Here is an 18,524-nt window from a genome sequence, read left to right on the forward strand (position 1 = left end):
CGTGCCAACGACACGCCTCAGCACCGAACCCACCGCCGTCCTCGTCCTCGAGGACGGACGACGATTCCGGGGACAGGCCTACGGCGCCCGAGGCCGCACCCTGGGCGAGATCGTCTTCGCCACCGGCATGACCGGGTACCAGGAGACGCTGACCGACCCGAGCTACGCCGGCCAGATCGTCGTGCAGACCGCGCCCCACATCGGCAACACCGGGACCAACGACGAGGACATGGAGTCGCGCCGCATCTGGGTCGCCGGCTACGTCGTCCGCGACCCCTCCCGCGTCGTCTCCAACTTCCGCGCGCAGCGCTCCCTCGGCGACGACCTGGAGACCGACGGCATCGTCGGGATCTCCGGCGTCGACACCCGGGCGATCACCCGCCACATCCGCTCGGCCGGCTCGATGCGCGCCGGCGTGTTCTCCGGCGAGGACCTCGCCCTCCCCGAGGAGGAGCAGCTCGCGCTGGTCCTCGGCGGCCGGCAGATGCAGGGGCTCAACCTCTCCTCCTCGGTCTCGACCGACGAGCAGTACACGGTGCCCGCCCGCGGCGAGCGCGTCGGCTCGGTCGCGGTCATCGACCTGGGGGTGAAGACCTCGACGGTCAACTACCTCGCGGAGCGCGGCTTCGACGTCCACGTGCTGCCCGAGTCGGTGACCGCCGAGCAGGTGCTCGCGCTCGACCCGTCCGCGCTCTTCTTCTCCAACGGCCCCGGCGACCCCGAGGCCTCGGACCGCCACGTCGAGCTGCTGCGCACCACGCTGCGCGCCGACCTGCCGTTCTTCGGCATCTGCTTCGGCAACCAGCTGCTGGGGCGCGCTCTCGGCTTCGGCACCTACAAGCTCCCGTTCGGCCACCGCGGGATCAACCAGCCCGTGCTCGACAAGCTCACCGGCCGCGTGGAGATCACCTCGCAGAACCACGGGTTCGCCGTGGACGCGCCGATCGAGGGCGAGCTGGACTCGCCCGAGGGCTTCGGCCGCGTCGAGGTCAGCCACTACTCCCTCAACGACTCGGTCGTGGAGGGCCTGCGCTGCCTCGACATCCCCGCCTTCTCGGTGCAGTACCACCCGGAGGCGGCGGCCGGCCCGCACGACTCCAACCACCTCTTCGACCGCTTCCGCGAGATGGTCGTGCAGCGCACGGCCGGGCGCGGGGCCTCGGAGCCCACCGACATCCCCACGACCAGCAGCATCGGAGAGCAGAAGTAATGCCGCGCAGGGAAGACATCCAGAGCGTCCTGGTCATCGGCTCCGGCCCGATCGTCATCGGACAGGCCGTCGAGTTCGACTACTCCGGCACCCAGGCCTGCCGCGTGCTGCGCGCCGAGGGGGTGCGCGTGATCCTCGTCAACTCCAACCCGGCGACGATCATGACCGATCCCGACTTCGCCGACGCCACCTACGTGGAGCCGATCACGCCCAAGGCGATCGAGGCGATCATCGCCAAGGAGAAGCCGGACGCGATCCTGCCGACCCTCGGCGGGCAGACGGCCCTGAACGCGGCCATCCAGCTGCACGACCTCGGGATCCTCGAGAAGTACGGCGTCGAGCTCATCGGCGCGAGCTTCGAGGCGATCAACCGCGGCGAGGACCGCCAGATCTTCAAGCAGCTGGTGCTGGACGCGGGCGCCGACGTCGCGAAGTCCTACATCGCGCACACCGTCGACGAGGCGATCGAGTACGCCGAGGACCTGGGCTATCCCCTCGTCATCCGCCCGTCGTTCACCATGGGCGGCCTGGGCTCCGGCTTCGCCTACACCCGCGAGGAGCTGGTGCGGATGGTCGGCGACGGCCTGCACCAGAGCCCCACCACCGAGGTTCTCCTGGAGGAGTCGATCCTCGGCTGGAAGGAGTACGAGCTCGAGCTCATGCGCGACACGGCCGACAACACGGTCGTCGTCTGCTCGATCGAGAACGTCGACCCCGTCGGCGTGCACACGGGCGACTCGATCACCGTCGCACCGGCGCTGACCCTCACCGACCGCGAGTACCAGAAGCTGCGCGACATCGGCATCCGGATCATCCGCGACGTGGGCGTGGACACCGGCGGCTGCAACATCCAGTTCGCGATCGACCCGGCGGACGGCCGGATCATCGTGATCGAGATGAACCCGCGCGTCTCCCGCTCCTCCGCCCTCGCCTCCAAGGCGACCGGCTTCCCGATCGCCAAGATCGCCGCGAAGCTCGCCATCGGCTACCGCCTGGACGAGATCCCGAACGACATCACCAAGGTGACGCCGGCGAGCTTCGAGCCGACGCTGGACTACGTGGTCGTGAAGGTCCCGCGGTTCGCGTTCGAGAAGTTCCCGGCCGCCGACAAGACGCTGACCACGACCATGAAGTCGGTGGGCGAGGCGATGGCGATCGGCCGCAACTACGCGCAGGCGCTGCAGAAGGCGCTCCGCTCGCTCGAGAAGCGCGGCTCGTCGTTCCACTGGGGCGCGCAGGAGCGCTCGGTCGAGGAGCTCCTCGAGATCGCGAGGACCCCGACCGACGGCCGCATCGTCACCGTGCAGCAGGCGCTGCGCCTGGGAGCCACGGTCGAGCAGGCGTTCGAGTCCACGAAGATCGACCCCTGGTTCCTCGACCAGATCGTGCTGATCAACGAGATCGCCGACCTGGTGCGCGAGCACGACGGCCTCGACGCCGGACTCCTCCGCCTGGCGAAGGACCACGGCTTCTCGGACGCGCAGATCGCCGAGCTCCGCGGGCTCGACGAGGCGGAGGTCCGCCGCACCCGCTACGCGCTGGACGTGCGCCCGGTCTACAAGACCGTCGACACCTGCGCGGGCGAGTTCCCGGCGCTCACGCCGTACCACTACTCCTCGTACGACGAGGAGACGGAGGTCGTCGCCGCCGACCGCCGCAAGGTCGTCATCCTGGGCTCCGGCCCCAACCGCATCGGCCAGGGGGTCGAGTTCGACTACTCCTGCGTGCACGCCTCGTTCGCGCTCTCGGACGCGGGCTTCGAGACGATCATGATCAACTGCAACCCCGAGACGGTCTCGACCGACTACGACACCTCGGACCGCCTCTACTTCGAGCCGCTGACTCTCGAGGACGTGCTCGAGGTCATCCACGCGGAGTCGCAGTCCGGCGAGCTCGTCGGCGTCGTCGTGCAGCTGGGCGGCCAGACGGCGCTCGGGCTCGCCGCGGGCCTCGAGGCGGCCGGCGTGCCCATCCTCGGCACCACCCCCGCGAACATCGACCTCGCGGAGGAGCGCGGCGCGTTCTCGCGGATCCTCGACGAGGCGGGGCTTCTCGCTCCGCGCAACGGCACCGCGACCGACCTCGACGGCGCCCGTGAGGTCGCGGTGGAGATCGGCTACCCGGTCCTCGTCCGTCCGTCGTTCGTCCTCGGCGGGCGCGGCATGGAGATCGTCTACGGCACGCCCCAGCTCGAGGACTACTTCGAGCGGATGGCCGGCGAGGGGATCATCGACGAGGCGCACCCGCTGCTGGTGGACCGCTTCCTCGACGACGCGATCGAGATCGACGTCGACGCGCTCTTCGACGGGGAGCAGCTCTACATCGGCGGCGTGATGGAGCACATCGAGGAGGCCGGCATCCACTCCGGCGACTCGGCGTGCACGCTCCCGCCGGTGACGCTCGGCCGCCGGCAGATCGACCAGGTGCGGGAGGCGACCCTCGCGATCGCGCAGGGCGTCGGCGTCCGGGGACTGCTGAACGTCCAGTTCGCGATCGGCCAGGGCGTGCTCTACGTGCTCGAGGCGAACCCCCGGGCCTCGCGCACCGTGCCGTTCGTGTCGAAGGCGCTGGGGATCCCGCTCGCGAAGGCCGCGTCGCGCCTGATGGTGGGCGAGACCATCGCCGCGCTGAAGGCCGAGGGCCTGCTGCCCGAGCGCGACGGCTCCGACGTCCCGATGGACTCTCCCATCGCGGTGAAGGAGGCGGTCCTGCCGTTCAAGCGCTTCCGCACCAAGGAGGGCCAGATCGTCGACTCGCTGCTCGGGCCCGAGATGCGCTCCACCGGCGAGGTCATGGGGATCGACCGCGACTTCCCGCGCGCCTTCGCGAAGAGCCAGGACGCCGCGTACGGCGGCATGCCGGCGAGCGGGACCGTGTTCATCTCGGTCGCCGACCGCGACAAGCGCTCGATCGTCCTGCCCGCGCTGCGCCTGCGCCAGCTCGGCTTCGACATCCTCGCGACCGAGGGCACGGCCGAGGTGCTGAACCGCAACGGGATCCAGGCCCGCGTGGTCCGCAAGTACAGCGAGACCGCCGAGGGCGACGCGCCCTCCATCGTCGAGCTGATCGCCCGCGACGAGGTCGACGTGGTGATCAACACGCCCAGCGGAGGAGCGACCCGCGCCGACGGCTACGAGATCCGCGCCGCCGCGGTCGCCGCGGACAAGCCGCTGTTCACCACGATCGCCCAGCTCGCGGCCGCGGTCGCCTCGCTCGACGCGGCGAACGAGCCCTTCGAGGTGACGAGCCTGCAGGACTACGCCCTGCGCCGCGCGGAGCGCACCGCGTGAGCGGCGGCGCGGCGGGCACCGCCTCCTTCGGCTCGCGCCTCGAGGCGGCGTTCGCCGCGCACGGCCGGCTCTGCGTCGGGATCGACCCGCACGCGTACCTGCTCGACGCGTGGGGCCTCGCCGACGACGCAGCCGGACTCGAGAGCTTCGGCCGCACGGTCGTCGAGGCGGCGGCCGGCCGCGTGGGCGTGGTGAAGCCGCAGATCGCGTTCTTCGAGCGGCACGGCTCGGCGGGCTACGCCGCGCTCGAGCGCGTGCTCGCCGACGCGCGCGAGGCCGGACTGCTGGTGATCGCCGACGTCAAGCGCGGCGACATCGGCACGAGCGTCACCGCCTACGCCGAGGCGTGGCTCCGGCCGGGCTCGCCGCTCGAGGCGGACGCCTTGACCGCGGCGGCCTACCAGGGGCTCGGCTCCCTCGAGGGGATGCTGACCCTCGCCGAGGAGGCGGGCAAGGGCGTGTTCGTCCTCGCAGCCACCTCCAACCCCGAGGCACGTCCCGTGCAGCGCGCCCTCGTGCAGGACGGCGGCCGGGCGGGATACACCGTGGCACGCGCGGTCGTGGCGGACGTGGCATCCTGGAACGACGCTCACGCTCGCGCGTCGATCGGCTCGGTCGGCGTGGTGCTCGGCGCCACGGTCGCCCTGGGCGACTTCGGCATCGGCATCGACGAGCCGCTGCACCCCGCACTCCCGGTGCTCGCGCCCGGCTTCGGCCACCAGGGCGCGGCCGTCGCGGACGCGCAGCGGCTGTTCGGCGCGCTGAGCGCCGCCACCATCGTCAGCGAGTCGCGGAGCGTGCTCGGCGCCGGCCCCTCGGGGATCGCGGCCGAGATCACCCGCCGCGCGACCGACATCCAGGAGACCCTTGTCCGCTGAAACCGTCAGCCCCGATCCCGGCGCCTCCTCGGGCCCGGAGGCCGTGCGCCGTCCCTCGCCGCCCGAGGTCGACCGGCGCGCCGCCTCCGAGGCCGCGATCGCGGCGCGCCGTGCCCGCGCCGCCGTCAAGAAGGCCGTCGCCGCCGGACGCCGCCCCGCGACCGCCGTGCTCGCGGCCGCCCAGGCCGAGCCGCTCGGAGTCGAGGGGCGGATGCGCGTCAGCGAGCTGCTCCGCGCCGTGCCCGCGCTCGGCGTGGTCAAGACGCCCAGGGTGATGGACCAGCTGCGGATCGCTGAGTCGAAGCGCCTCGGCGGGCTCGGCCGGCGCCAGGTCGAGGGCCTGGCGTCGTTCCTGGAGGAGCGGGAGTCGCGGCAGCGCCGCCCCGGCCGCAACCGCCTGCTCGTCCTCGCCGGTCCGACCGCGGTCGGCAAGGGCACGGTGTCGACCTACATCCGCGAGAACTACCCGGACGTCCTGCTCTCGGTCTCGGCCACCACCCGGGCCCCGCGTCCGGGCGAGGTGGACGGCGTCAGCTACTACTTCGTCGACGACGCCGAGTTCGACCGGATGGTCGCGGCGGGGGAGTTCCTCGAGTACGCCGTCGTCCACAACGCTCACCGCTACGGAACGCCCCGCGGCCCCATCGACGCCGCGCTGGAGCAGGGCCGGCAGGTGATGCTCGAGATCGACATCCAGGGTGCCCGTCAGGTGCGCGAGCGGATGCCGGACGCGCGGCTGGTCTTCCTCCTGCCGCCGAGCTGGGACGAGCTGGTCCGCCGGCTGGTCGGCCGCGGCACCGAGAGCGCGGAGGAGCAGGAGCGCCGCCTGGCCACCGCGAAGGTGGAGCTGGCCGCGCAGGACGAGTTCGATTTCGCCGTCGTCAACAGCACCGTGCCCGAAGCGGCCCGCGAGGTCGTAGAATTGATGTCGCCTCGTGCCGACGGCGCGCCCGCTGACCCGGGCCGCTGACACCGGGCCACCGACCACCTCCGGGCCGACGCCCCGGGTCCCACCGGGCACACGCCCCTCGGAGCCCGCGCGCCGTGTTGCTCCGGAGCCGCAGATCGGCGCTGATGCGCCTGCAAGGAGACACCCATGGCCAACAACCTCGGCATCATCGACCCGCCCATCGACGAGCTCCTCTCGAAGGTCGACTCCAAGTACGCGCTGGTGATCTTCGCCTCCAAGCGCGCCCGCCAGATCAACGACTACTACGCCGACCTCCACGAGGGCAGCCTGTTCGACAACGTCGGCCCGCTGGTCGACTCCACCATCGACGACAAGCCCCTCTCGGTCGCACTGCACGAGATCAACGAGGACAAGCTCGTCGCCAAGCCCCTCGCCGAGTAGTCCCCTCCGGGTGGGCTCCTCTCTCGAGGCCGGCCGACGGCTCAAGGTCGTCGTCGGCATCACCGGCGGCATCGCCGCGTACAAGGCCGTCGGAGTCGTCCGCGCGCTGGTCCTCGCGGAGCACGACGTGCACGTCGTCGCGACCGAGGCCGCGCTGCGCTTCGTCGGGAAGCCCACCCTCGAGGCCATCTCGCGGAACCCGGTGCACACCGAGCTCTACGAGGGCGTCGCCGAGGTCCGGCACGTTGCCATCGGCCAGGCCGCCGACCTCATCGTGATCGCGCCCGCGACGGCGCACACGCTCGCCAAGCTCGCCGCCGGCCTCGCCGACGACCTGCTCGGCAACACGGTGCTCGCGAGCACCGCCCCGCTCGTGGTCGCCCCCGCGATGCACACCGAGATGTGGGCGAACGCCGCCACCGTCGCGAACACGGCGGTGCTCCGCTCCCGCGGCGTGCACGTCGTCGGCCCCGCGGTCGGCCGCCTCACCGGCGCCGACTCGGGCCCCGGCCGCATGGAGGAGCCCGAGACGATCGTGGCGGAGGCCCTCGCCGTCCACGCCCGCTCCGCCTCCGCCCGCCGCGACCTCGCGGGCGTGCGCGTCCTCGTGACCGCCGGCGGCACCCGCGAGCCCCTCGACCCGGTGCGCTTCGTCGGCAACCGCTCCAGCGGCAGGCAGGGCGTCGCGCTCGCGCTGGCCGCCGCGGCCCGGGGCGCGGAGGTCACCCTCCTCGCCGCGAACCTCGACGTGCCGGCGCCGGAGGGCGTCACGGTCCTCCCGGTGGGCACCGCGCTCGAGCTGCGCGAGGCCGCCCTCGCCGCGGCCCCCGGCGCGGACGTCGTGATCATGGCCGCGGCCGTCGCCGACTACCGGCCCGCCTCGGTCGCCGACGCGAAGATCAAGAAGGAGCAGCAGGGCGACCGTCTCGTCCTCGAGCTCGTCAAGAACCCGGACGTCCTCGCCGAGATCTCCGCCTCCCGGCGGGAGGGGCAGATCGTCGTCGGCTTCGCCGCGGAGACCGAGCCGGACCGGGACGCGATGCTCGCCCTCGGCCGCGCCAAGATCGCCCGCAAGGGCTGCGACCTGCTCGTCCTCAACAGGGTGGGCTGGGCCGAGGGTTTCCAGAGCGACAGCAACGCCGTCGTGGTCCTCGATCGGGCCGGCGATATAGTTGGCGAGGCCTCGGGCAGCAAGGCGGAGGTGGCCGATCGCGTCCTCGACGCGGTCGTGCGCTAGCCCCGCCGGTCCGCCCGCCCAGGCGCCGATCGCCTGCCGCCCGGCATCCGCCCGCCAGGCCACTCCCGGTACGAACGACCCCGGTCCGCACGAGCCGGGACGAGAAGAGAAGCATGACCTCCGGTCCCCTCCGCCTGTTCACCTCCGAGTCCGTCACCGAGGGCCACCCGGACAAGATCTGCGACCAGATCTCGGACCGCATCCTCGACGCCCTGCTCCGCGAGGACCCGCGCAGCCGGGTCGCCGTCGAGACGCTGGTCACGACGGGGCTCGTGCACGTCGCGGGCGAGGTCTCCACGAGCGGCTACGTCGAGATCCCCAAGATCGTGCGCGACACGATCGTCGAGATCGGCTACGACTCCTCGGAGAAGGGCTTCGACGGCCGCTCCTGCGGCGTCTCGGTCTCGATCGGCCAGCAGTCGCCCGAGATCGCGGCGGGCGTCGACACGGCGCTCGAGGTCCGCTCCTCCGAGGCGGGCGAGGACGCCTTCGACCGCCAGGGCGCGGGCGACCAGGGCCTGATGTTCGGCTTCGCGACCGACGAGACCCCCGAGTACATGCCGCTGCCGAGCTGGCTCTCGCACCGCCTCGCCGAGCGCCTGGCCGCCGTCCGCAAGTCGGGCGAGCTCGACTACCTCCGACCCGACGGCAAGACCCAGGTCACCATCGGCTACGACGGCACGACGCCGTCCACCATCGACACCGTCGTCCTGTCCACCCAGCACGCCGAGCACGTCAGCACCGAGACGATCCACGCGGACATCGCGGCGCACGTCATCCGCCCCGTCCTCGAGACGGTCGACCTCGACTCCTCCGCCGTGCGCCTGCTGATCAACCCGACGGGCCGCTTCGAGATCGGCGGCCCTCAGGGTGACGCCGGGCTCACCGGCCGCAAGATCATCGTCGACACCTACGGCGGAGCGTCCCGCCACGGCGGCGGCGCGTTCTCGGGCAAGGACCCGTCGAAGGTGGACCGCTCGGCCGCCTACGCCATGCGGTGGGTCGCCAAGAACGCGGTCGCCGCGGGGCTCGCCTCGCGGCTGGAGGTGCAGGTCGCCTACGCCATCGGCAAGGCGGCCCCGGTCGGCCTCTACGTCGAGACCTTCGGCACCGGCACCGTCTCCGACGAGACGATCACCGAGGCGATCCGCTCGGTCTTCGACCTGCGCCCGGCCGCGATCATCCACGCACTCGACCTGCTCCGCCCGATCTACGCGCAGACCGCGGCCTACGGCCACTTCGGCCGGGAGCTCCCCGACTTCACCTGGGAGCGCCTCGACCGGGTCGACGACCTGCGCTCCGCCGCGGGCCTCTCGTAGCGGGCGCGGCGGCGATGGCGACGAGCGGAGCCGTCGCGCGCGTGCTCCTGGACTCGCCCCTCCCGCAGCTCGACCGGCTCCTGGACTACGCGGTGCCGGAGGCGCTGCGCGGCGAGGTGGTCCCCGGCGTGCGCGTGCGGGTGCCGTTGCGGACCGGAGGCCGGATCGCCGACGCGTTCGTCGTCGAGACGGGGGAGGGGACCGAGCACGCCGGAGCGCTCAGCGGCATCGAGGAGCTGGTCTCGCCGCTCGTCGTGCTGACCCCGGAGGTCTGGGCCCTCGCCCGCCGGGTGGCCGACCGCGCCTCCGGAGGCGCGAGCGACGTGCTGCGCCTGGCCGTGCCGCGCCGCCACGTCCGCGTCGAGAAGGCGCGACTCGCCGCGGGTCCCGCTCCTGCGGCGCCCGCGGTCGAGGCGGGCGGCGTGACGGGCTACCCCGCCGCCTCCTTCGCGGGACTCGCCGAAGGGGCCCGGTTGGCGGTCGGCGCCGTGCCGGCTCCCGTGAGGCTCGACTCGGGCGCGTGGGTCGGCGGCTGGGCCGTCACGCTCGCCGAGCTCGCCCGGGACACGCTCGCCGCGGGCCGCGACGCGATCCTGGCGGTCCCCGACTACCGCGACCAGGAGCAGCTGGAGCTCGCTCTCGCCGCCCTCGTCCCCGCGGAGGCGGTGGTGCGCCTCGATGCGCGGCAGAAGGGCGCCGAGCGCTACTCCGCCTTCGTCCGCTGCCTCGATCCCGGGCCGCGGGTCGTCGTCGGCAACCGCTCCGTCCTCTACGCGCCCTCCTCCGCCCTCGGCCTGATCGCGCTCTGGGACGACGGCGATCCGCTCTTCGCCGAGCCGCTCGCGCCCTACGCGCACGCCCGCGACGTCGCCCTGGTGCGGCAGGAGCAGAGCGGCGCCGGCCTCGTCCTGCTCGGCAACACGCGCACGGTCGAGGTCGAGCGGCTCGTCGAGATCGGCTTCGCGACCGAGGTGGAGCCGCGGCCGAGCCGCCGCCCGCACGTCGTGCCGACCGCCCAGCAGTGGGCGGCCGACGAGCACGACGCGGCAGCGCGCATCCCCTCCTCCGCCTGGCGGGAGGCGCGGAAGGCCCTCGACTCCGGTCCCGTGCTCGTCCAGGTCGCGCGCCCCGGCTACGCGCCGGTGGTCGCCTGCGCCCGCTGCCGGACCGTCGCACGCTGCAACCGCTGCCAGGGTCCGCTCGGCGTGCACTCCGAGGGCGGGCGGCCGAGCTGCGGCTGGTGCGGCCTGATCGCGGCCGACTGGACCTGCTCCGTCTGCGAGGCGACGGCTCTGCGCCTCGTCTCCCTCGGCGCGGGCCGCACCGCGGAGGAGCTCGGACGCGCCTTCCCGGGTGCCAAGGTGATCGTCGCCGACGGGCAGCGCCCCGTGCTCACCCTCCCCGACGAGCCCGCGCTCGTCGTGGCCACGCGCGGGGCGGAGCCGCGGGCCGACGGCGGCTACCACGCCGTCCTGCTGCTGGACGGCGAGCGGATGCTGGCCCGCGAGAGCCTGCGGGTCGCCGACGACGCGCTCCGCACCTGGTCGAACGCCGCGGCGCTGGCCCGCCCGGGCGCGCCGGTCCTCCTGGTCGGGGTCGGCGGCCGGCTCGCGACCGCCCTGGCGACCTGGCGGCAGGCCGAGTACCTCCGGGCCGAGCTCCAGGAGCGGCGCGCTCTGCGCTTCCCGCCCGCGGTGCGCCTGGCCACGGTGAGCGGCGACGCGCACGCGGTGGAGGAGGCGCTCGACGCGCTCGACGAGGACGACCGGCACGAGGTCCTCGGTCCTGTCGGGCTCGAGGACGGCTCCGTCCGGGCGATCGTCCGGTTCGACTACGCTCGCGGTGCGGATGTGGCCGCGCGCCTCCGCTCCGCCGTGATCCGCAACGCCACGCGCCGTCGTCGCCCGCCGACCACGCCCGGCCGCTTCCGGCCGGCCCCCCGGCTCCGGGTCCGTCTCGACGACCCCGACATCCTCTGACTCCCCAGGAGACCCCCGTGCGCCTCGTCTTCGCCGGCACGCCCGCCGCCGCCGTTCCGACCCTCCGCGACCTCGCCGCCTCCGCGCACGAGGTCGTCGCCGTGGTCACCCGGGAGGACGCCCCGGTGGGCCGCAAGCGCGTGCTCACCCCCTCGCCGGTCGCCGTCGCGGCCGAGGAGCTGGGGATCCCGGTGATCCGGGCGAACCGCCTCGACGAGGACGTGACCGACCGGATCGCGGAGCTCGCCCCCGACCTCGGCGTGATCGTGGCCTACGGCGGCCTCGTCCGGCAGCGCCTGCTGGCGGTGCCGCGCCTGGGCTGGATCAACCTGCACTTCTCCCTGCTGCCGCGCTGGCGCGGGGCGGCTCCCGTCCAGCGGGCGCTGATGGCGGGCGACACGCGGATCGGCGCGAGCGTCTTCCAGCTGGTCGCCGAGCTCGACGCCGGTGACGTGTACGCCGAGCTCGCCGTCGACGCGGGGGAGCGCACCGCGGGCGAGCTGCTGACGGAGCTGGCCGGGAGCGGCGCCGGCCTCACCCTCGGCGTGGTCGACGCGCTGGAGGAGGGCACGGCCGTCGCGACTCCGCAGGCCGGAGAGGCGACCCCCGCTCCCAAGCTCGACGCCGCCGACGGCCGGATCGACTGGAGCCTCCCGACCGCGCGGGTACTCGCGCTCGTGCGCGGAACGACTCCCGAGCCCGGAGCCTCGACCGCGGTGGGGGACGCGCGTCTCAAGGTGCTCGCGGTCCGCGCGGCCGAGGGGGACCTCGCTCCCGGCGTCGTCCGCCTCGACGCGGGGCGCGCCCTCGTCGGCACCGCGGACGGAGCGGTCGAGCTGGTCACCGTCCAGCCCGCCGGCAGGACCCCGATGGCCGGCGCCGACTGGGCCCGCGGCCTGCGCGAGAGCACGGTGCTCGCGTGAGCGCCCGTCGCGAGGCCGCTCCCGCCCGCCGGGTCGCCTACGACGTCCTGCTCGCGGTGAGCGGGTCGGACGCCTACGCCAACCTGATCCTGCCCGCGCGGATCAGCGCCGCCGGCCTCTCGCCCGCCGACGCGGGACTGGCCACCGAGCTCTGCTACGGCACCCTGCGGATGTCCGGCTACTACGACCGCGTGATCGCCCTCGCGGCCGGCCGGTCCGTCGAGAGCATCGATGCGCCCGTGCTCGACGCGCTGCGCCTGGGCGTGCACCAGCTGCTCGCGACCCGCGTGGCCCCGCACGCCGCGGTGAACGAGAGCGTCGCGCTCGTCGCGGCCGGCTCCTCGCGGGGAGCGGTGGCCTTCGCCAACGCCGTGCTGCGCGCGGTCTCGCGCTCGAGCGCCGGCGAGTGGCGCGAGCGGGTCTCCGCGGCCGCGGTCTCCGGGGACGACCGGATCGCCGCGCTGAGCTCCCACCCCGTGTGGATCGTGCGCGCCCTGCGACGGGCGCTGGCGGCGGAGGGGGCGGCCGACGAGCTCGACGCGCTGCTCGCCGCCGACAACGCGGCTCCGCGCGTGAACCTGGTGGCTCTGCCGGGCCTGGCGTCTCCCGGCGAGATCGCCGACGCCGAACCCGACCGGTTCTCGCCGGTCGGCATGACCAGCACCGGCGGCGACCCGGAGGCGTTCCCCGCGGTGCACGAGGGCCGCGTGCGCGTGCAGGACGAGGGCTCCCAGCTCGCCGCTCTGGCGCTCTCCCGGGCACGGCCGGTCCGCCCGGGCGAGCGCTGGCTCGACCTGTGCGCGGGACCCGGCGGCAAGGCGGCGCTGCTCGCGGCGGAGGCGCGCGCAGGAGGGGCGGCGCTGCTCGCCAACGAGGTGGTCCCGGGCCGCGCGGGCCTGGTGCGGCAGGCGCTGGCCGCCGTCGACCCGTCGGTCGAGGTGCGCACCGGCGACGGGCGCGACCTGGGCGACGAGCAGCCGGGATCGTTCGACCGCATCCTCCTCGACGCGCCGTGCACCGGTCTCGGTGCGCTGCGGCGGCGGCCGGAGGCGCGCTGGCGCAAGTCCGCGGCCGACGTGGAGCCGCTGGCCGCACTCCAGGGCGAGCTGCTCGACTCCGCGGTGAGGGCTCTCGCTCCCGACGGTCTGCTGGCCTACGTGACCTGCTCGCCGCACCTCGGCGAGACCCGGCGCGTGCTCGCCCTCGCGCAGGAGCGGCACGAGCTCGAGCTCGTCGACACGCCGGCCGTGCTGCGCGCGGTGACGGCGGACCCGCTCCCGCTGCCGGACGGCCCCCTCCACGTGCAGCTCTGGCCGCACCGGCACGGCACCGACGCCATGTTCGTGCAGCTCCTCCGCCGCCGGCCCCTCGAGGCGGCGTCCGGGAACGCCTGACCCCTCCGGAGCGGGAGCGTCCTCGGCCGGGCGGACGCGGAGGACGCTCCGATCTAGGCTGGAGGCATGCCCGCACGGATCAACCCCAGCATCCTCTCCGCCGACTTCGTGAACTTCGAGGCCGAGCTGCAGCGCATCGCCGGAGCCGACCTCGTGCACGTCGACGTGATGGACAACCACTTCGTGCCGAACCTCACCTTCGGGCTGACCATGGTCCAGCGCCTCCAGGACGTCTCGCCCCGCCCGCTCGACCTGCACCTGATGATCGACGACCCCGACCGGTGGGCCCCCGACTACGCCGAGACCGGCGCCTACTCCGTGACCTTCCACGCCGAGGCCGCGCGCGACGCCGTGGCCCTGGCGCGGCGCCTGCGCGAGATCGGCTCGCGGGCGGGGATCGCGCTCAAGCCGGGCACGATGGTGGACGACTACCTCGACCTCCTGCCCGAGTTCGACCAGGTCCTCGTGATGACGGTCGAGCCCGGCTTCGGGGGCCAGTCCTTCATGGAGGAGACGATGCCCAAGCTGCGCACCCTCCGGAACGTGGTGGACCGCACCGGGCTCGACGTCTGGCTCCAGGTCGACGGCGGGATCGCTCCCGACACGATCGAGATCGCAGCGGAGGCGGGAGCCGACACCTTCGTCGCGGGCTCCGCGGTCTTCGGCGCGGACGACCCGGAGGCCGCGATCGCGTCGCTGCGCGAGACGGCGACCGCTCACCTGCACCGGCACTGAGGCGGCCCGCGCCCGGCCGCCGTATAGACTTCCCCGGTGAAAACTTTCGACGACCTCTTCGCTGAGCTGGGCGAGAAGGCCGCCGCCCGTCCCGAGGGTTCGGGCACCGTCCGCGAGCTCGACGCCGGCGTGCACTTCATCGGCAAGAAGATCGTCGAGGAGGCCGCCGAGGTGTGGATGGCCGCCGAGTACGAGGGCGACGAGCGCACCGCCGAGGAGATCTCGCAGCTGCTCTACCACCTGCAGGTGCTCATGCTCGCCAAGGGACTGACGACGGCCGACGTCTACCGGCATCTGTGAGCCCCGCCCCGCTCGCCGGGGTGCGTATCCGCTCCGCGCCGTCGCGCCCGCACGCTCCCCGAGGAGCCGTGCCGCCCCCTGAACAGCCGTCGAGTCATGAAGGACGTCCCGTGACCACCACCCCCGCCCCGGCGCTCCTGCGCGTCGCCGTCCCCAACAAGGGCTCCCTCTCGGAGACCGCCGGTCAGATGCTCGCGGAGGCCGGTTACACCGGCCGCCGCGACCCGAAGGAGCTGCACGTCGTCGATGAGCGCAACGGGGTGGAGTTCTTCTACCTGCGCCCGCGCGACATCGCCACCTACGTCGGCTCCGGCGCTCTCGACGTCGGGGTCACCGGCCGCGACCTCCTGATCGACTCCGGCTCCGAGGCGCGCGAGATCGCGAGCCTCGGCTTCGCGAACTCCACCTTCCGCTTCGCCGGGCCCGCAGGCCGCTACGACGAGCTCGCGCAGATCGACGGCCTCCGCGTGGCGACCAGCTACCCGGGCCTCGTGGGCCGCTTCCTCCGGGAGCACGGCGTCGAGGTGACGCTGATCCGCCTCGACGGCGCGGTCGAGTCCGCGATCCAGCTCGGCGTCGCCGACGTCATCGCCGATGTCGTCGAGACCGGCACCACGCTCCGCAAGGCCGGCCTCGAGATCTTCGGCCCGGTCATCCTGGACTCGACCGCCGTCCTGGTCTCCGCCGCAGGGGAGCCCGAGGGCATCCCGGTGCTGCTGCGCCGCCTGCAGGGCGTGCTGGTCGCCCGCGAGTACGTGCTGCTCGACTACGACTGCCCCGTCGCGCTCCTGGAGAGCGCCACGGCGATCGCCCCGGGCTTCGAGTCGCCGACGGTCTCGCCGCTGCACGACGCCGAGTGGGTGGCCGTCCGCGTGATGGTGCCGCGCTCGGACATGAACCAGGTGATGGACCGCCTGTACGACCTGGGCGCCCGCGCGATCCTGGTCACCTCCATCCACGCCGCGCGCCTGTAGAGGGGGAGCCGATGAGTCTCGCCGTCCGCGTCATCCCCTGCCTCGACGTCGCCGCCGGCCGCGTCGTGAAGGGCGTCAACTTCCAGAACCTGCGCGATGCGGGCGACCCCGTCGAGCTCGCCCGCCTCTACTTCGAGCAGGGCGCCGACGAGCTGACCTTCCTCGACGTCACCGCCACGGTCGACGACCGCTCGACCACCTACGACGTGGTGCGGGCGACCGCCGAGCAGGTCTTCATCCCGCTCACGGTCGGCGGAGGCGTGCGCAGCGCCGAGGACGTCTCGCGACTGCTCGCGCACGGCGCCGACAAGGTGGGCGTCAACTCCGCCGCGATCGCCCGGCCCGAGCTCCTCGGCGAGATCGCCGACGTCTTCGGCGCGCAGGTGCTCGTGCTCTCGCTCGACGTCAAGCGGAGCGACGCCACGGCGTCCGGCTTCGTCGTCACCACTCACGGCGGACGCCGCGAGACCGAGCTCGACGCCCTGGCCTGGGCGGCCGAGGCCGTCGAGCGCGGCGCCGGGGAGCTGCTGGTCAACTCCATCGACGCCGACGGCACCAAGCAGGGCTTCGACCTCGAGCTGATCGCCGCGATGCGGGAGCTGAGCTCCGTGCCGGTCATCGCCTCCGGAGGCGCCGGCGCCGTCGAGCACTTCGCTCCGGCCGTCGACGCGGGAGCCGACGCCGTGCTCGCCGCCTCCGTCTTCCACAACCGCGAGCTGACGATCGGTGACGTCAAGCGCGCGCTCGCCGCCTCCGGGATCGAGATCCGATGACCGCCGCCGAGCTCGACGCCGTCCTGGACCGCGCCGCCTTCGATCCGGCCGGGCTCCTGCCCGCGATCATCCAGCAGCACGACACCCGCGAGGTGCTCATGATGGGCTGGATGGACCGCGAGGCTCTCCGGCGCACCCTCACCGAGGGCCGCGTCACCTTCTGGTCGCGCTCGCGCCAGGAGTACTGGCGCAAGGGCGACACGTCCGGGCACGCGCAGTACGTGCGGGGTGCCGCCCTCGACTGCGACGCCGACACCCTGCTGGTCCAGGTCGAGCAGATCGGCGCCGCCTGCCACACGGGCGAGCACGCCTGCTTCGACGTCGACCCCCTCGTGCCGTTCACCGGCCTCGGTCCGGCGGAGTGAGCATGAGCGGACGGCGGCTGAAGTACACGGCTATCCTCGGGGTCGTGCTGCTCGCCGCGCTCGAGCTGACCTCCTCCACCCAGACCTGGTCCACGCTGACCCTGGCCGCGATCGAGGGGGAGGGCCAGCGGATCGACGTGGCCGGGACCGTCGCCGCGCCCGCGCTCTCCGCCCTGGCGCTCGCGGGCCTCGCCCTCGCCGCGGCCGTCGCCATCGCCGGCCCCGTCTTCCGGATCGTGCTCGGTGTGCTCCAGGTCGTCCTCGGCGCCTCGGTGGTGCTCGCGGCCGCGACGGCACTGGGCGACCCCGTGCGCGCCGGCGCCTCGCTGGTCACGGAGGCGACCGCCATCGCGGGGGAGCAGTCCGTCGCCGCGCTCGTGGCCTCGTCCTCCGCGACGGCCTGGCCCGTCGTCGCCCTGGTCTGCGGCGTGCTCACCGCGCTGCTCGGGATCGGCGTCCTCGCGACCTCGCGCCGCTGGCCGGGAGCGGCGCGGAAGCGCGCGTCCCGCTTCGAGCCCGCCGACGGCTACGGCCACGGCGCGTCGACCCTGCAGACGGACGACGGCGACATCGACCCGGTCGTCTCGTGGGACGAGCTCTCGCGCGGCGACGACCCCACCTCGGGCCGCTGACACCGGCCGGGGTCGTGTCCGGCGGTCCGGCATCCCCGCCTCCTGCAGGCGGCTGCGCAGGCGAGTCCGGGGCCGGGCGCTCAGGCGCCTCACGCTAGACTGCTCAGGTCCCGATGCACCCCCAGGAGGAGACCCATGAGCACCGAGCACGACGACGACAACCACGGCCACTCGCCCGCAGCGTGGACGGCCGTCGTCATCATGCTGGTCGGATTCACGATCGGCACGATCGCGTTCTGGTTCGACGTGCCCCTGGTGGTCTGGCTCTCGGCCGGCCTGGTCGTGGTGGGTCTGCTCGTGGGCATGGGCATGGCCAAGGCGGGCTACGGCGTCAACGGCGCGAAGGCGAACCCGAAGGCGCGCGCCTAGGTGCTCGCCGACCTCACCGCCGGCGCCCTGGCCGACGCGGCCCGGCGCCGCGAGAGCGCCCCGCTCGGAGCCGTCGAGCGCCGCGCGCTCGCCCAGGCGCCCGCCCTCGACGCCCTGGCCGCTCTGGCCCCCGCCGAGCGCGTCAGGATCATCGCCGAGGTGAAGCGCGCCAGCCCGTCGCGCGGAGCCCTCGCCGACATCCCCGTCCCCGCCGAGCTGGCCGGACAGTACGAGCTCGGGGGAGCGAGCGCGATCAGCGTCCTCACCGAGGAGCGCCGCTTCAAGGGGTCCCTCGCGGACCTCGAGGCGGTCCGCGAGCGCGTGTCGATCCCCGTCCTGCGCAAGGACTTCGTCGCCGAGCCGTACCAGGTCCTCGAGGCCCGCGCGGCCGGAGCCGACCTGGTCCTCCTCATCGTCGCCGCGCTCGAGCAGCCCCTGCTCGCCGAGCTGCACGCCCTCGTCCTCGAGCTGGGGATGACCCCGCTCGTCGAGACGCACTCGGCCGACGAGCTCGAGCGGGCCGCCGACCTCGGCGCGCGGCTCATCGGCGTGAACGCCCGCGACCTCTCCACCTTCCAGCTCGACCGCGACCTCTTCGGCCGCCTCTCCGAGCGCTTCCCCGACGACGCGGTGAAGGTGGCCGAATCGGCCGTCCTCACCGCCGACGACGTCGCGCACTACCGCGGCTCCGGAGCCGACGTCGTCCTCGTGGGCGAGGCTCTCGTCACCGGCGGCGACCCCGTCTCCACCCTCGCCGGCTTCCTGGCGCACTGACCACTCCGATAGGCGGTACCC

Annotated in this window: 18 protein-coding genes; all 18 read left to right on the plus strand. The window is 73.7% G+C overall.

What is annotated here, in order from left to right:
* The first annotated feature begins 1 nt into the window (after nt 1).
* The 18 genes from carA (at nt 2) to trpC (ending at nt 18,503) form a co-directional block, all read left to right on the plus strand.
* Nucleotides 2-1,210: a glutamine-hydrolyzing carbamoyl-phosphate synthase small subunit gene (gene carA, locus C5C82_RS05095; RefSeq protein WP_104225321.1), complete on the plus strand. Its 1,209-nt coding sequence runs from the start codon at nt 2-4 to the stop codon at nt 1,208-1,210.
* Complete coding sequence (carB, locus tag C5C82_RS05100) at nt 1,210-4,500, plus strand: carbamoyl-phosphate synthase large subunit (RefSeq protein ID WP_104221829.1); 3,291 nt, start codon at nt 1,210-1,212, stop codon at nt 4,498-4,500. Before carA ends, carB begins: the two co-directional genes overlap by 1 nt.
* Nucleotides 4,497-5,378, plus strand: a complete 882-nt coding sequence (gene pyrF, locus C5C82_RS05105; protein ID WP_104354710.1) for an orotidine-5'-phosphate decarboxylase — start codon at nt 4,497-4,499, stop codon at nt 5,376-5,378. The genes carB and pyrF overlap by 4 nt, the downstream gene beginning before the upstream one ends.
* Before the next feature lie 43 nt (nt 5,379-5,421).
* The gene (gene gmk, locus C5C82_RS05110; RefSeq protein WP_104354723.1) at nt 5,422-6,348 is read left to right on the plus strand and encodes a guanylate kinase; all 927 of its coding nucleotides are present in this window, start codon (nt 5,422-5,424) and stop codon (nt 6,346-6,348) included.
* A 126-nt stretch (nt 6,349-6,474) separates the two neighbouring features.
* Nucleotides 6,475-6,729 carry a DNA-directed RNA polymerase subunit omega gene (rpoZ, locus tag C5C82_RS05115; RefSeq protein ID WP_104221835.1) on the plus strand — a complete coding sequence of 85 codons (255 nt, stop codon included), beginning with the start codon at nt 6,475-6,477 and terminating at the stop codon, nt 6,727-6,729.
* 10 nt (nt 6,730-6,739) lie between these two features.
* Nucleotides 6,740-7,966: a bifunctional phosphopantothenoylcysteine decarboxylase/phosphopantothenate--cysteine ligase CoaBC gene (coaBC, locus tag C5C82_RS05120; RefSeq protein WP_104257841.1), complete on the plus strand. Its 1,227-nt coding sequence runs from the start codon at nt 6,740-6,742 to the stop codon at nt 7,964-7,966.
* A 113-nt stretch (nt 7,967-8,079) separates the two neighbouring features.
* The gene (gene metK, locus C5C82_RS05125) at nt 8,080-9,285 is read left to right on the plus strand and encodes a methionine adenosyltransferase (protein ID WP_104257840.1); all 1,206 of its coding nucleotides are present in this window, start codon (nt 8,080-8,082) and stop codon (nt 9,283-9,285) included.
* 14 nt (nt 9,286-9,299) lie between these two features.
* Nucleotides 9,300-11,264, plus strand: a complete 1,965-nt coding sequence (locus C5C82_RS05130) for a hypothetical protein (protein WP_104257839.1) — start codon at nt 9,300-9,302, stop codon at nt 11,262-11,264.
* 17 nt (nt 11,265-11,281) lie between these two features.
* Nucleotides 11,282-12,187 (plus strand): methionyl-tRNA formyltransferase, encoded by a 906-nt coding sequence (locus C5C82_RS17440; RefSeq protein ID WP_181129970.1) that lies wholly within the window; start codon nt 11,282-11,284, stop codon nt 12,185-12,187.
* Complete coding sequence (locus C5C82_RS05140; RefSeq protein WP_258065189.1) at nt 12,184-13,581, plus strand: RsmB/NOP family class I SAM-dependent RNA methyltransferase; 1,398 nt, start codon at nt 12,184-12,186, stop codon at nt 13,579-13,581. The genes C5C82_RS17440 and C5C82_RS05140 overlap by 4 nt, the downstream gene beginning before the upstream one ends.
* Nucleotides 13,582-13,647: 66 nt before the next feature.
* Nucleotides 13,648-14,316, plus strand: coding sequence for a ribulose-phosphate 3-epimerase (rpe, locus tag C5C82_RS05145; RefSeq protein ID WP_104317180.1), 669 nt, complete (start codon nt 13,648-13,650; stop codon nt 14,314-14,316).
* 36 nt (nt 14,317-14,352) lie between these two features.
* Nucleotides 14,353-14,616: a phosphoribosyl-ATP diphosphatase gene (locus C5C82_RS05150; protein ID WP_055791842.1), complete on the plus strand. Its 264-nt coding sequence runs from the start codon at nt 14,353-14,355 to the stop codon at nt 14,614-14,616.
* A 110-nt stretch (nt 14,617-14,726) separates the two neighbouring features.
* Entirely contained in the window at nt 14,727-15,590 is an 864-nt protein-coding gene (gene hisG, locus C5C82_RS05155; RefSeq protein WP_104221851.1) for an ATP phosphoribosyltransferase, read from the plus strand.
* Nucleotides 15,591-15,601: 11 nt separating this feature from the next.
* A complete protein-coding gene (gene hisF / locus C5C82_RS05160; RefSeq protein WP_104221853.1) occupies nt 15,602-16,363 on the plus strand; it encodes an imidazole glycerol phosphate synthase subunit HisF in 762 nt (253 codons plus the stop codon).
* Nucleotides 16,360-16,728, plus strand: coding sequence for a phosphoribosyl-AMP cyclohydrolase (hisI, locus tag C5C82_RS05165; RefSeq protein ID WP_104354711.1), 369 nt, complete (start codon nt 16,360-16,362; stop codon nt 16,726-16,728). The genes hisF and hisI overlap by 4 nt, the downstream gene beginning before the upstream one ends.
* Nucleotides 16,729-16,730: 2 nt before the next feature.
* A complete protein-coding gene (locus C5C82_RS05170) occupies nt 16,731-17,360 on the plus strand; it encodes a Trp biosynthesis-associated membrane protein (protein ID WP_104354712.1) in 630 nt (209 codons plus the stop codon).
* 135 nt (nt 17,361-17,495) lie between these two features.
* A complete protein-coding gene (locus tag C5C82_RS05175; protein WP_104221860.1) occupies nt 17,496-17,729 on the plus strand; it encodes a DUF6704 family protein in 234 nt (77 codons plus the stop codon).
* Entirely contained in the window at nt 17,730-18,503 is a 774-nt protein-coding gene (trpC, locus tag C5C82_RS05180) for an indole-3-glycerol phosphate synthase TrpC (protein WP_104354713.1), read from the plus strand.
* Nucleotides 18,504-18,524 lie beyond the last annotated feature (21 nt).

The organism is Rathayibacter sp. AY1D5 (genome assembly GCF_002932515.1).
Classification (GTDB): Bacteria; Actinomycetota; Actinomycetes; order Actinomycetales; family Microbacteriaceae; genus Rathayibacter.

What these genes read in the sequence shown, in the direction of transcription:
- C5C82_RS05175 (WP_104221860.1), top strand. Translation starts at nt 17,496, where the DNA reads ATGAGCACCGAGCACGACGACGACAACCACGGCCACTCGCCCGCAGCG.
- rpe (WP_104317180.1), top strand. Translation starts at nt 13,648, where the DNA reads ATGCCCGCACGGATCAACCCCAGCATCCTCTCCGCCGACTTCGTGAAC.
- hisF (WP_104221853.1), top strand. Translation starts at nt 15,602, where the DNA reads ATGAGTCTCGCCGTCCGCGTCATCCCCTGCCTCGACGTCGCCGCCGGC.
- hisI (WP_104354711.1), top strand. Translation starts at nt 16,360, where the DNA reads ATGACCGCCGCCGAGCTCGACGCCGTCCTGGACCGCGCCGCCTTCGAT.
- rpoZ (WP_104221835.1), top strand. Translation starts at nt 6,475, where the DNA reads ATGGCCAACAACCTCGGCATCATCGACCCGCCCATCGACGAGCTCCTC.
- C5C82_RS05170 (WP_104354712.1), top strand. Translation starts at nt 16,731, where the DNA reads ATGAGCGGACGGCGGCTGAAGTACACGGCTATCCTCGGGGTCGTGCTG.
- metK (WP_104257840.1), top strand. Translation starts at nt 8,080, where the DNA reads ATGACCTCCGGTCCCCTCCGCCTGTTCACCTCCGAGTCCGTCACCGAG.
- carB (WP_104221829.1), top strand. Translation starts at nt 1,210, where the DNA reads ATGCCGCGCAGGGAAGACATCCAGAGCGTCCTGGTCATCGGCTCCGGC.
- C5C82_RS05130 (WP_104257839.1), top strand. Translation starts at nt 9,300, where the DNA reads ATGGCGACGAGCGGAGCCGTCGCGCGCGTGCTCCTGGACTCGCCCCTC.